Here is a 12873-nt window from a genome sequence, read left to right on the forward strand (position 1 = left end):
TTAAACTAAACTTTTATTAAATTACTGTAATGAGTAGTACCATATGTAGCAATAACCACTATTTTATAAAAAAAGCTTCATAATTTTGAGGTTATGAAGCTTTTATATTTGTTTTAATCAAGTTGAGTTCCCAGATATTCCCATTCCTGCAAGGCAGAATCCAGATCTTCTTTAGTTTTATTGTACGTCTCTAAAGTTTCATCAGAAGGGTTTTCCTTCGCAAAAGAAGCTTCCATTTCTTCAACTTTTGTTTCCAGTTCGGAAATTCGCTCTTCTACTTTTTTGATTTTATTCTGAATATTTTTTTGTTCTTTACTTATAGCATTAGAGGACGGGCTGCTGCCAACGGCAGGTTTTTCTTCCGCCTTCTTAGTTTCTACCTTTACTTCTTCATGGTGAAGCTTGGCTTTTTCCGCAGAAATCTCTCTGATCGTCTCCTTTTGTCTATATTCCAGATATTCATTGATATCACCAAGGAATTCTTTCATTTTCCCATCACGGAATTCGTAGATCTTGTCACAAAGTCCCTGAAGGAATTCTCTGTCGTGAGAGATGACAATTAGGGTCCCTTCAAAATTCTGTAAAGCCAGTTTAATAATCTCCTTGGACTGGATATCCAGGTGGTTGGTAGGTTCGTCCATGATCAGGGTATTGAATGGACGTAAAAGAAGCTTACAAAGCGCCAGACGGTTTCTTTCCCCCCCGGAAAGCACTTTTGTTTTTTTAGATACAGCATCACCCTGAAACAGGAAAGATCCTAATAAATCTCTTACCCTGGGCCTGGTTTCTTCCGTAGCAGCATCTTCAGCTTCTTCCAAAACGGTTTTATTAGGCGTTAAGACCTCTTCCTGATTCTGAGCAAAATATCCGATGTTTACATTATGACCAAGATTCCAAGAACCTGAATAATCTTTGATATCACCCGCCAAAATTTTAGCTAAAGTGGTTTTTCCCTGTCCGTTTTGTCCTAAAAGCGCAATTCTGTCTCCTCTTTGAACGATGAAATCTACATCATCAAAAATTTGTTTTTTCCCGTAAGCTTTTCCTAAATGATCCGCTTCAAAAATTATTTTTCCGGGAACCATAGATTGTACGAAACGGATATTGAACTTGGAAACGTCTTCATTATCCACTTCAATACGTTCAATTTTATCTAATTTTTTGATCAGTGACTGGGCAAAAGATGCCTTGGTAGCACTGGCACGGAACTTATTGATATTATCTTCCATCTGCTTGATCTCCGCATCCTGATTCTTTTTAGCCTGAATCAGTTTTTCACGGCGATCTTCCCGCATGATAAGATATTTTGTGTAGTTGGCTTTGTAATCGTCAACTTTTTTGTTGTTGATATCAAAAGTTCTGTTACAAACGGCTGTCATGAACTGCTTATCGTGACTTACCAAAACAATCGCTCCGGGATAATCCTTTAAGAAATTTTCCAGCCAGATGATAGATTCCATATCCAGGTGGTTAGTAGGCTCATCGAGAAGCATAATATCATTCTTTTGCAGAAGCAGCTTTGCCAATTCGATTCTCATTCTCCACCCTCCTGAAAATTCATCGGTAATCTTTTGGAAATCATCTGCTTTAAATCCTAAACCAAACAATACTTTTTCCATATCCCCTTCCAGATTGTAGGCATCATGGTTCATTAAAAGATCATTCAGCTCGGTCATTTTATTGATCAAATCCGTATAAGAATCACTTTCATAGTCGGTTCTTGTTGCCATTTGGTGATTGACCTCTTCGAGCTCATTTTTCCAGGCATTAATTTGTTCAAAAGCCTGCATGGTCTCGTTCCAGACAGTTCTTCCTTTTACAAAATCAAGATCCTGTTTCAGGAAGCCGATGGTAACGCTTCCCTCAGTTATTACATCTCCTTCGTAGAAATTAATCTCTCCGGATAACATTTTCAATAAAGTGGATTTCCCCGCTCCATTTTTCCCTACCAGACCTACTTTATCATCTTTTTTAATAGTGAAATTTACATTTTGAAACAGATAGTTTCCCGAATGATGTAATCCTAAACCTTGAACAGAAAGCATTTTTTAAATTAAGAGTTAATAATGAATTTTCGGGGCAAAAATACGGAAAAAGAAATGAATAGGCCAGAAATAAAAAAACTGCCCGTAACGGACAGTTTTTTATAAGCTTAAAAACTTATCTATTCACTGTATTGATGAACGTTGTTAAAAAGTTTTAGGGGTTACTCTTACACGGCTTACATCATTTCCTCCTCTCAGAAATTCAGCCAGTTCTACAATTCCGTTGCTTACGGCTCCACAGATGACTTTATTTCCGCCATTATTCATGGCCTGCTTACCTCCAAACCACCAGTTGTTACTGGATCCGCTATGACCTTGTGCCAATGCAATATTATAAAATGTACAGACTTTATTGCCGGAAAATTCCAACACTAAAGTTCCAATCATGGCAAAGTTCAAATCATCCGGATTGTGATCAAATGTTGTTCTGCTTCCCGGAATTCTGTCTGTAAACCATGACGCCACTTCTTTTGATCCTTTTCTTCCTATAGAAAAAGTAAATTTGCCGTCACTGCCACAGCTTGCAGTATATCCTGCATAAATATGTCCTTTAGGATCCTGTCCACTTGTAACAGAAAACTCACTTACTGTAAAAGATCCTTTTACCAAATTATTTGAAGCTGATTCAAGAAAAACTTCATTATCTCTATATTCCATGACTCAATATTTTGATGTTGTACTTATTTTTTTGAATGATTATTGTTATAATTCCTGTTCTGTCTTTTTGAAGCTTCGCTGAAAGAACAATTCAAAGTAACGGGAATAAGTCTTTGGAAACTACAGTACAAAATACCAAATTCACGCTTCAGTACTTCTACGCAGCGGAGAGATATCATTTTACAAATCAAAATGGGACACCTTACACGATGTCCCATACCTAAATTTAAAACTGAAAAGTACTAACACTATTATTTATCTCGTTAGTTTTATCGCGGTCGGGGTCTTGATGACAGAGCGGACCCAGATATCATTATTAGAAACATTGGTACCGTACAGAAAATCTGCTACAAAACTATCCTCAGGGAGATGAAGCTCCACGGAAAGCCTCGTCTGGCTGTCCTGATCAACAGATGTGCTGCTGGATACATTCAACCCGTTATTAATCAGCTCAGCATTAATTTCGGACTCTGATCTCTTCAGTACAGAATTTTCATACAATCCAAAATTGGCTGATATATGAATATAATCGCTAAGCTTTTTATCATCATACACCGGTTTCTTATCTGCTGAAAGATCCCGGGTATATTCTTTAAGCTGATCATAAAAGCGAACAAGAAAAGGATGTTTATAATAGTCTATTTCGAAATATAATTCAGCAAGATCTGCATCAAAAACCGCAGCAGTACTATTGGTTTCTTCCAGCATCAGCCTGCCGTACGCTTTTGCAAGATTATTATACACTTTATCCCTGCATACATAAGCCTGAGAATAAATTTCACCAGTCTCAACCTGATAATCAGCAAGCAAAGCATCCCAGACCCGGTTTCCTTCAGCATTGCTTTTTGCATTCCTAATATCTGATACATAATCGTGCAGATCATTCACATTCATAAAATCTGTAGAGATATAAACAGACTGCGGCCCTTCCAGGTATCCGCCGCCTACATCAGCATGAGCACCGGGGACAAAAATTTCCTTCCATACAGAGTTCCCGTATTCAAATTTTCTGTCCTGCATCGTCTTTGAATCTTCAAAAAAACCGGTAAGCGGAAAAAAGAACCTGCATTCATTGATGGCACAAAGATGAAGGGCGTGTTCTATTTCCTGTGGCAGACTTAAGTCATATGTATTAAAAGGCTTAGATTCTACAGTATCAAAAATTCCCAGGAATTTGATTTTAATATGGGATAAAGAATAATAAGCCAGCAGCTGGTTGCAAAAAGTTCTGGCCAGCATTCCTCCCCTTCCAAATCCATACAGATAAAAATGATATTCTTTATTCCTGTCTCTGGTAACCTCCTGTACAAAAATATCAGCTTTCCGGATTTTATCATCAGACGAGTATCCGCTTCCATACGGTGGGTTGGCACATGTTGCCATCGCAAAGTTATTATCTTCACCTCCTGGCACAGTTCCTACTCCTTCGACATATATTTTCTCATGCCCGTTAAACAGGTTGTATAGTTTATAAACATTTGTAAAAGCACCATAGTAGCTTTCATTATTCTTCAGTGGTTTATCCGGTGAAAAAGCATTTATTCCATTATTTCCAGTACCATCAAAGAAGATTCCAACGGAAATTACGTTGTTGTCCTGCATTCTTTTATTCATTTATTATTACAGATTTTCTCTGTATTTTACATTCAAACTTCATCCAATCGTCGCTGACAAGGATTTTTTTCAAAGTAACAGAAGTATGGGCTGGTAAACTAGAGTAAAAAATACCAAATAAAAAATTCCGTATTTCTACGGAATGAAGATAAAAAATTACATATAAACATGTAATTCAACTAAAGTTTTTCAAGGGAATAGATATTATTTACGATGGCATAAATAACGATTCCAACTGTATTTTTTGCCCCGATCTTTTCCAGGATACGCTGTCTGTGGCTTTCTACTGTTCTTGGACTGATAAAAAGTTTTTCTCCTATTTCATTATTGGTAAATTCCTGGCAAATCAGTTTTACAACATCTTTCTCTCGTTCGGACAATTCATCTTCCGTTTCAAAGAGGGAGTTTTTCTTTGCAGAACTGTTCATATAGGTAAATAACATCTGATGATCCTCGGCAGTAAAGAACACCCCGTTTTTATACACCATTGTTATTGCTTCAATAAATATTTTTTTATTGGAATTTTTGGGGAGGAAGGCAGAAACGCCCAGCTTTACCATATATCCTAAAATAGAGGTTTTATAGTGTGAGGAAAGGATAATAATTTTAAGATCCGGATATTTTTCTTTAAGAATTTCTACCAGTTCAAAACCATTCATGGGCTTCATCTGGACATCTACAAGAGCAATATCAGGAAATTCCTGTTCTGAAAGTTTTTCCAGCTGTTCTATAAAATCGGGACCATTATCGGAAGTAAGGGATACCGATATATTCTTTTCGTTTGACAGCAGCATTTTTACTCCTTCCAGGATCAGCTGTTCGTCATCTATCAGGGCTATTTTGATTTGGGAACTCATTATTTTTTGGAATTTTAATGATTAATCGACTTCCTTTATGTAAAAAAGTATGTTTCCATTTATGGGTAGCATTCATTGACTGGATCCGGGATTCAATATTTTTGATTCCCATTCCTTTTTTCACCTGATCATACTCAAAACCCTGTCCGTTATCTGAAATGACAACAGCCATGCTCCCGCGATAGTCTTTAATATAGATCCACAGATCAGAAGCGGTAGAATGCTTGATCACATTCGTCGTAAACTCCTGGATAATCCTGTACAGCTGAACTTCTACAAAAAGATCTTTCTTTTCGTATCCCGGCATCACCTGCATGGAAATATTGATTTTATGGGAAAGGTTTGCTATCAGTTCTTCTACATACAAGACCATTCCTACGGATTCCAGGTTGACAGGATATAATGAATGTGAAATACTTCTGGCGGCATCAATCAGGGAAGACATTTGGCTGTAGATATTCTTTTTGATCACCTCATCTCCCTGAGTATCCAGGTTATTGAGCCATAAAGAGAGAATATTGAGCCTGTTTCCGATATCATCATGAATCATAACGGCAATTCTTTTCCTTTCTTCTTCCTGTGCCTTAATATTTTCCAGCACCAGCTTCTTCTGATGCTGCACCTCTACTTCATGCTGTGCATTTTTTTCCTTTATAATCCTGCTGATAAACGATCTGTAGGCGAGGAGAATAAAAGCGACTATAACTGTTATGGTAACAATTATAAGAATCAGCAGGTTGATATTTAAGGTTACTTCTTTAATTGGATGAAGGTATATAAAAATGAAATGTACAAAATACCTGAAAGGATATTGTTTGCACTAAAAATAATATAATACCCGTCTTCCGACAGGTTTGCGATTTGATGCTGAACGATAAAAATAAATACCGAAACGGAATAGTAGAAGAAAATACTGGCGTCTGTCAAAAGGAAACGGTTTTGTCCCGAAGTATCTTTTATTTCCCGGATCAGCGTAAATCCTGAAAGACAGATGATGATGATATTTGATACTACTTTTGCAATATCTGCATTGGATGGATAATCAAAACCATATTTTGAAATCATAAATCCAACAGCCAGTACCGCTACAATTCCCAGAAAATATCGGGGAAGATCCAGTTTTCTGATAAATAAAAAGCTCAGTAAAAAAAACTCACCCGCAATATAGAAAGGATAGAGAAATGAGGTATCATTAAGGTTAAAAATATAAGGCAGAATAAGGTTCAGTAATTCAATAAAAAAAAGAAAAGCAATACAATAAAAATACTGCTTTTCCTTATTATTTAAAATACGGTATTTGGCTGCTCCTAAAAAAATAACGGATAGAAGCAGACCATAATTGAGGAATAAAATCGCCTTATAAAAATCAGCCATTCCCATTTATAAATTATTCATAAGGTATACGGCAGATTGGAGGACATGGTTTGGCCCAGTCATAGGTATTGGATTCAAGCTCTACCCCACCTACATTTTCCAGAGCCTGGTTAAATGAAATGAAAATCAGGGTAACCAGCATTCTCTCATAGACATCATTATATTTAAGCCCAAATGAGCATACAATATTTGTCAGCCCCGGGTTATTAAGACATAAGTCTTCTGTAGGAACATAAAATCTTCTGAAAATTCTCGCCCCACCGAATTCTGTACATTCTCTGTAAAACCAGTCCATTCCTTCATCTCTCCACTTTTCAATAGCTTCTAAAGCTTTATCCTGCTCAAGGATCGGTTTACCGGAAACCGGGAAAGACATGTCAGCTTCTTTATCAACATTTTGAAGATCTTTAGATAAAATAGCATTCTTAACGATGCTGTACTCCTGTACTTCCTGAAGTCTTATATCTCGGTCAAGCCTGCAAAGAACACTAAATGGATAAGCTTCTTTATCATCAATTTTTCTTCCTGTGTCGCTCATAGGATAGAAAATCAGAATCAGATGCGCTTCATGCACCCCTACCTCAATACAAAATTCATTGTACTGGCTGTTGTTCTTCATCCAATCGAGATGTTGTCTGGATATTTCAAAAATATTATTGGTAGGGATCAGTTCCCCTACTTTAGAATACTTAGCAAGGTACTCGTTCCAAGTAGCTGCAGCTACTGAGCACTGATCGTGCGGCAGCATGTAGTCTTCTCTGTTTAATGTTGTCATAAGCATGGTTTTTTAAGTCCTATAAAAATAGACAAACTACACATGCCATGCAAGTAAGAATTTTAATTAATAATTCCTTACCGTAATATGGTAACAACTCTGCTGTTTTTCTTTTATATAGTAAATTCTACCGGCATTTGCATAATATTTTAAAACTTTTTCCAGAGCAATTTCCATTTTCGGATTATATTTAAGAACATGATTGAATCTGATGTATGAAATATCAAAAGAATTTCCGTAGTTATGCGAACTTATCCCCAGAGAAGCATTAGCATTTACCCTTCTTAACCTGCACTGATCTTCAAGTGTTCTGGTGATGGAAGAGACTGTAAATGTTCCCCCTTTGGTTTCTTTATTGAATCTAGAGCCTATCTTTTCCAGCGTAGTTTTTGCTTTAGACACCATATAAGCCCTGCTGTAATCAAGTTTCTGAACCTGATAGCCCTTTCCTGTTTTTTTTATCTTATGAAATTTTCCATTGTTAATGTATTTCTGTACAGCTTTAGCATCTTTCAGCAGCTTTATTCCAAAACTTTTCGATGCATCGATATGAGGTTTATAAAGGGCTGTAGGCTCCACTTTTAAAACCGTCGTAAGATCATAGCAGGGAAAAACTTTTTTGGCTGCCTGCGAATAATGTAAGCTATACATAAAAGGTACAAAGACCACACAAAGAAACTTTCTCATTAACCACCCTTTTAAATTACTAATAAAAGATAAAACAATTATGTTATCTCTTTCATTTTTGATCATAATACGATCCGAATAGATCCCAAACAAACTTCAAACCAAATTGTTGAATTTACATTTTTTGTTCCCTTATTTTTGAAATATTTTTTAAGATTTATCTTTTTATTTTAAGATATAAATTCTACATTTGAGATACATTTAAAAATAAACAACATGATAAAAAAACTTTTTGCTGAATTTTTCGGCACATTTTGGCTTGTTTTCGGTGGTTGTGGAAGTGCAGTTTTCGCAGCCGGAGTTCCCGACATTGGCATCGGCCTTCTGGGAGTTGCTTTAGCCTTTGGACTTACTGTTCTTACGATGGCTTACGCAGTAGGTCATATTTCGGGAGGACACTTCAATCCTGCAGTTTCTTTCGGGCTTTTAGCAGGAGGAAGATTTCCTGCAAAAGATCTGATCCCTTATATTGTAGCGCAGTGTCTGGGAGCAGTTGTTGCAGCAGCATGTCTATACACCATCCTTAATGGTGCCGGCGTGGTAGACTTTTCAAAACCGGGTGCTTTTGCCACCAACTTCTATGGAGAAGCAGTTTATAACGGCAAGGCATTCAGCATGGGTGCCGCATTTCTTGCCGAGTTTCTATTAACTGCCTTTTTCCTTATTGTAATCATGGGAGCTACAGACAAATGGGCTAACGGTAAATTTGCCGGTATTGCTATTGGTCTTGCCCTTACCCTGATCCACCTGATCTCCATTCCTATTACCAATACTTCCGTAAACCCTGCGAGATCTCTTTCTCAGGCCGTTTTCACCGGCGGAATTGCCATGTCTCAGCTTTGGCTGTTCTGGGCAGCTCCTATTCTGGGAGGAATTGCAGGAGGGCTGATCTACAAATTTCTACTTCAGAGAGATACTGCAGAAGTAACAGATTAATCAGATTGAGAATAATAAATAAAAAATCCTGCCGGCGGCAGGATTTTTTATTTTATCTTTTTGATATCGAAAGGATTTTTAAAAATGAGTTCTTCATGCTTTCCTTTGATCTCCATTTTACGCTGAAGCAGATTGAGAGCCATTTTCCTGATAAAAAGATCTTTGTCATTCAATTTCCAATAGGAGTCCTCATGAAGTTTTTTAGGTTGGCGGATCAGATAGAATTCCGTTTCCCAGGTATCTGCATTATGATAGAATTCAATAATGCCACAGTGTTCAGGAATAAGCTCCGCCTCCACCATTCCCATAGGCAGTAAAAAGCTGAAAGCATTACACATATAGTCTCCACAGGAAATCTTATCATGTTTCAGAAATTTCTCACCCGTCTCTTTATTGATATATGATTTTTTGAAATCATTCTTAAAATCACTTTTCGAAAGCTTTATTTCAATTTCATGACTGCTCCCCATCGCATCAATGATCAGCATATCCGCTTCCCAGTCTGCCTGAAAATAGTTGGTCAGCACAAGCTCTTTTTCAAAATCGCAGTGCGTATGGATATAAGCGTGAATGAGTTCTTCTATTTTAAGCATTGTTTTCTATAAGGTATTAATGTAAAAATATCAAGTGTTATAATAGAGTCAAGAGCCAAGAGCCAAGAACCAAGAGCCAAGAGTTAAGATATTAGATGATTTTTAGGTTTAGAATGTTGAGAGGAACTACGACTTTAGCTGTAACGCTTGAACCTTAACCGGTGAGACTCCTATTTTGTATCCGAAATCTCATCCCCCGTACTTGGTCTTCAAATCCTATAACACAGATTCTGCACCCCGCTATTATTAACTCACCAACAAGCTGCAACCTCTTATGTCTGAGTGATCTATTCTTCCCAGTACCTGAAATGCATCACCTGTTATTTTTCCCAGATCCTGAGTCGCAATAAAAGCACAGGAATGTGTGTTAGCCAGATCAATAATGTTAATAGCACCTGTTCTTCCCTCTTTTTCATAAGTAAGCGGATCTTCTGCATTCCTGATCATGATCCTCATCCAATTCGGGCATTCATATTCATTGTTACCAAGGGAATAAGCCTGTGAAAGCAATTCCGTCATTGAATATTCTGAATAGATCTTATCGGTCTTAAAACCGTCCTGCAGCATCTTTAAAAGCTCATCCTTCGTCATTTCTTCTTTCCGGCCTTTCATTCCTCCGGTTTCGATAACTATTAAATTTTCATGAAAATTTAGAGATTCTTTGCTACGCTCTGAATGACAATAGTCTAAAAAATCCAACAGGGCAAAAGAAACTCCGAAAAGAATGACTTTTTGGTCCTTCAATTGATTCAGAAGCTCAAAAAGCTCTGAATGGTTATACAGGAAATATCCGTTTTCCGGTCTTTCCGATTTTTTCATCAGATAATCCACCATATAGATCAGAGATGAATTCTGTCTTTCAAGATAACTTGGCAACAGTCCCAGAAAAATAAAATCTTCCGGTTTCCCTATAAACTGTTCAAAACTTTTATAAATACTTTCTTTATAGAGGTTCTGATCTGCAATGAAATGCTTTGACAAATTCATCTGTGTAGTTCCTGAGCTTTGAAAATAAAGGTCTGCAGTCACATTTTTATCTAAAATCTGATGATTTTTGAACATTTCTATGGGCAGAAATGGAATCTTTGGCAAACTGTTTACCTCATCCGGATTGATCTTCAAAAAATCAACGAATTTCCTATATATTTCAACATTTTCATACTGATAACGAAAAGTTTTCAATGATGCCTCCAGGAAATCCTGTTCTGTCTGTATGTTGAATATATTTTCCAATGTTATAAAAGTTTTACCCTTTAAATCTTCTTAATACAAGCCAATCATGAAGGGTGGTTATTTTTTATTAAAATTTTTCAGTTCCAAACTATACTTTGGTAAACTTATTGCAATTATTTATTCGGAATATGGATTAAAAACAAGAGTAGACTTCGGTCTATTCGAAAGTTGCCTCTTTTAGGGGCAATTTTTTTGTTTCATTTTTCGAAAACCTTCAGTTCAAAATCTTTTTCAAATACACCATAGGTATAATAAGAGATCCAGTCCCCCAGGTTGATGTATTTGGCATGAGGCTCCAGTTCCAGTACCATCGGAAGGTGGCGATGCCCATAGATGAAGTAGTCGATCTTTTCTGTCTTCAGCTTCTCTTTGGAATAAATAATCAAAAACTCCCTGTCTTCTCCCAGGAACGCTTTATCCTCTTCCCCGGAGATCATTTTATTTTTTTGAGAAAGATACAGTGCAACTTTCATGGCTACATCCGGATGAAGCCATTTGAAAAACCATTGGGCAATTGGATTGGTAAATAACTTTTTCATCCTTTTATATCCTTTGTCCCCAGGGCCAAGGCCATCTCCATGAGCCAGTAAAAACTTTTTTCCGCCCATTTCAAAATACTGTTTCTGATAAAAAACCGTACATCCGATCTCTTCCTCAAGATAATCCTTCATCCAGAGATCATGATTCCCTACAAAGAAATAAATATGGATCCCCCGGTCTTTCAATTCCGCAATCTTTCCGAGAACACGTACGTAACCTTTTGGAACAACGTGTTTCCATTCATGCCAGAAATCAAAAAGATCCCCCATTAAAAACAAAACCTGAGCATCTTCCTTGATCTCATCCATCCAGCGTATAAACTTCTCTTCGCGCACCTTGCTTTCTTTGGGCGTGGGAGCCCCAAAATGCTGATCTGAAGCAAAATACACTTTTTTTCCAGGTTCTAAATTGATCGTAGTTGTTAACACCTTCTGAATTTTGTGGGGTATAATTATTGATTATCCTCTGCAAACCATTCTCCATAAGAATTTTCAGTCTCATGCAGTTTAAGATAGGCCAGAGAAATTCTTTCCGGAAGTTTTGATTTGATTTTTGAAGCAATAGCATACAACATGTTTTCGCAAGTCGGCTGGAAACTGCAATAGATTACCTTATGTCCTTTCTGCTCAAGATCATCGCCCAATTCTTTGTGGGGCGACAGGGCATTCACAAGAACCGCATGGTCCCAGACATCCACGATTTCAGATTTTACGATACTTTTAATATCTCCAAAATCTACCACCATCCCATTTTTGGGATTATCCATATCATTAATCGGTCTTCCTTTCACCGTTACAAACAGCTTATAGGAATGTCCATGCATATTTTTACACTTCCCATCGTAGTTGTACAGTACGTGAGCCGTTTCGAATGTAAAAATTTTTGTAATACGTATCATCGTGCAAAGATATGACAAAACGCTCTAACTTAAAAAAACAGAGCCTCTATAAGCTCATTCATAAAAATCTATTACAACCCATTACGATTTTATAGCAATCAAGCGGTAAACCTTAGTACTCGTTTCTAAAACTTCACTCTATCCGTATTACAATAATATTTTGGATCACAACCTGAAACTTCACAACCTCCAAAATAATACTTCTTTCTATTTTTCTTTTCGAATTTCCAAGTAGTTAGTCCATAAAAAATGGGAAGTACGTTTTTATCACGCCTACAAACCGGGCAGACTAAACTTTTGTTTTCTTTATAAGGGCAGTATTTTACAGCGATCAAATTGACGACGGTATCTCCTTTGACATTGAGCAGATATTCATTTTTTATATAATTATTATTCTCAGCGATATTCAATCTGTATTTTCCATCTTTTAAATTTTCAGACTCAAAGTGCCCATTACTGTCGGTATAGCCATGAAATTCATTCTTATATAAAATATCAGTGAGTTTCAATACAAATATCGGAGCATTGCTTTCCTTATATAGCAGCGTATCCCGAATTGTCCCATTCAAAGATTGAGCAGATGTGCAGATTGAGAATATTGTTAAAAAAGAAATGATGATCTTCATATTTTATTGATATCAATATTTTAAATACTCTCATAGTT

At 36.8% G+C, this 12873-nt stretch carries 14 protein-coding genes; 1 reads left to right on the forward strand and 13 read right to left on the reverse strand.

What is annotated here, in order from left to right:
• Nucleotides 1-113: 113 nt before the first annotated feature.
• From MUW56_RS05625 to MUW56_RS05660, 8 genes are all read right to left on the reverse strand, one after another.
• On the reverse strand, nt 114-2045 hold the full coding sequence (locus MUW56_RS05625) for an ABC-F family ATP-binding cassette domain-containing protein (RefSeq protein ID WP_292012270.1): 1932 nt from the start codon (nt 2043-2045) through the stop codon (nt 114-116).
• Between the two features lie 144 nt (nt 2046-2189).
• Entirely contained in the window at nt 2190-2702 is a 513-nt protein-coding gene (locus MUW56_RS05630) for a hypothetical protein (protein ID WP_292012271.1), read from the reverse strand.
• A 255-nt stretch (nt 2703-2957) separates the two neighbouring features.
• Complete coding sequence (locus MUW56_RS05635) at nt 2958-4316, reverse strand: DUF2235 domain-containing protein (protein WP_292012272.1); 1359 nt, start codon at nt 4314-4316, stop codon at nt 2958-2960.
• Between the two features lie 179 nt (nt 4317-4495).
• Nucleotides 4496-5173 (reverse strand): response regulator transcription factor, encoded by a 678-nt coding sequence (locus MUW56_RS05640; protein WP_292012273.1) that lies wholly within the window; start codon nt 5171-5173, stop codon nt 4496-4498.
• Entirely contained in the window at nt 5139-5795 is a 657-nt protein-coding gene (locus tag MUW56_RS05645) for an ATP-binding protein (RefSeq protein ID WP_292012274.1), read from the reverse strand. The genes MUW56_RS05640 and MUW56_RS05645 overlap by 35 nt, the downstream gene beginning before the upstream one ends.
• A 128-nt stretch (nt 5796-5923) precedes the next feature.
• The gene (locus MUW56_RS05650; RefSeq protein WP_292012275.1) at nt 5924-6547 is read right to left on the reverse strand and encodes a hypothetical protein; all 624 of its coding nucleotides are present in this window, start codon (nt 6545-6547) and stop codon (nt 5924-5926) included.
• Nucleotides 6548-6560: 13 nt separating this feature from the next.
• Entirely contained in the window at nt 6561-7322 is a 762-nt protein-coding gene (locus tag MUW56_RS05655) for a hypothetical protein (protein ID WP_292012276.1), read from the reverse strand.
• 66 nt (nt 7323-7388) lie between these two features.
• Nucleotides 7389-8009 (reverse strand): DUF5715 family protein, encoded by a 621-nt coding sequence (locus MUW56_RS05660; RefSeq protein WP_292012277.1) that lies wholly within the window; start codon nt 8007-8009, stop codon nt 7389-7391.
• A gap of 219 nt (nt 8010-8228) precedes the next feature.
• Here MUW56_RS05660 and aqpZ point away from each other — a divergent pair, with 219 nt between their 5' ends.
• Complete coding sequence (gene aqpZ, locus MUW56_RS05665; RefSeq protein WP_292015383.1) at nt 8229-8945, forward strand: aquaporin Z; 717 nt, start codon at nt 8229-8231, stop codon at nt 8943-8945.
• Between the two features lie 47 nt (nt 8946-8992).
• Here the strand turns inward: aqpZ and MUW56_RS05670 are convergent, their stop codons facing one another.
• From MUW56_RS05670 to MUW56_RS05690, 5 genes are all read right to left on the reverse strand, one after another.
• Entirely contained in the window at nt 8993-9538 is a 546-nt protein-coding gene (locus MUW56_RS05670; RefSeq protein WP_292012278.1) for a hypothetical protein, read from the reverse strand.
• Between the two features lie 246 nt (nt 9539-9784).
• Nucleotides 9785-10771 (reverse strand): acyl transferase, encoded by a 987-nt coding sequence (locus MUW56_RS05675; RefSeq protein ID WP_292012279.1) that lies wholly within the window; start codon nt 10769-10771, stop codon nt 9785-9787.
• A 197-nt stretch (nt 10772-10968) separates the two neighbouring features.
• Nucleotides 10969-11739 carry a UDP-2,3-diacylglucosamine diphosphatase gene (locus MUW56_RS05680; protein ID WP_292012280.1) on the reverse strand — a complete coding sequence of 257 codons (771 nt, stop codon included), beginning with the start codon at nt 11737-11739 and terminating at the stop codon, nt 10969-10971.
• A gap of 23 nt (nt 11740-11762) precedes the next feature.
• Nucleotides 11763-12209 (reverse strand): 6-carboxytetrahydropterin synthase, encoded by a 447-nt coding sequence (locus MUW56_RS05685; RefSeq protein WP_292012281.1) that lies wholly within the window; start codon nt 12207-12209, stop codon nt 11763-11765.
• A gap of 125 nt (nt 12210-12334) precedes the next feature.
• Complete coding sequence (locus MUW56_RS05690) at nt 12335-12835, reverse strand: hypothetical protein (protein WP_292012282.1); 501 nt, start codon at nt 12833-12835, stop codon at nt 12335-12337.
• Nucleotides 12836-12873 lie beyond the last annotated feature (38 nt).

It is taken from the genome of Chryseobacterium sp. (assembly GCF_022869225.1).
Taxonomy (GTDB): domain Bacteria; phylum Bacteroidota; class Bacteroidia; order Flavobacteriales; family Weeksellaceae; genus Chryseobacterium.

What these genes read in the sequence shown, in the direction of transcription:
- MUW56_RS05625 (WP_292012270.1), bottom strand. Translation starts at nt 2,045, where the DNA reads ATGCTTTCTGTTCAAGGTTTAGGATTACATCATTCGGGAAACTATCTG.
- MUW56_RS05630 (WP_292012271.1), bottom strand. Translation starts at nt 2,702, where the DNA reads ATGGAATATAGAGATAATGAAGTTTTTCTTGAATCAGCTTCAAATAAT.
- MUW56_RS05635 (WP_292012272.1), bottom strand. Translation starts at nt 4,316, where the DNA reads ATGAATAAAAGAATGCAGGACAACAACGTAATTTCCGTTGGAATCTTC.
- MUW56_RS05640 (WP_292012273.1), bottom strand. Translation starts at nt 5,173, where the DNA reads ATGAGTTCCCAAATCAAAATAGCCCTGATAGATGACGAACAGCTGATC.
- MUW56_RS05650 (WP_292012275.1), bottom strand. Translation starts at nt 6,547, where the DNA reads ATGGCTGATTTTTATAAGGCGATTTTATTCCTCAATTATGGTCTGCTT.
- MUW56_RS05655 (WP_292012276.1), bottom strand. Translation starts at nt 7,322, where the DNA reads ATGACAACATTAAACAGAGAAGACTACATGCTGCCGCACGATCAGTGC.
- MUW56_RS05660 (WP_292012277.1), bottom strand. Translation starts at nt 8,009, where the DNA reads ATGAGAAAGTTTCTTTGTGTGGTCTTTGTACCTTTTATGTATAGCTTA.
- MUW56_RS05670 (WP_292012278.1), bottom strand. Translation starts at nt 9,538, where the DNA reads ATGCTTAAAATAGAAGAACTCATTCACGCTTATATCCATACGCACTGC.
- MUW56_RS05685 (WP_292012281.1), bottom strand. Translation starts at nt 12,209, where the DNA reads ATGATACGTATTACAAAAATTTTTACATTCGAAACGGCTCACGTACTG.
- MUW56_RS05690 (WP_292012282.1), bottom strand. Translation starts at nt 12,835, where the DNA reads ATGAAGATCATCATTTCTTTTTTAACAATATTCTCAATCTGCACATCT.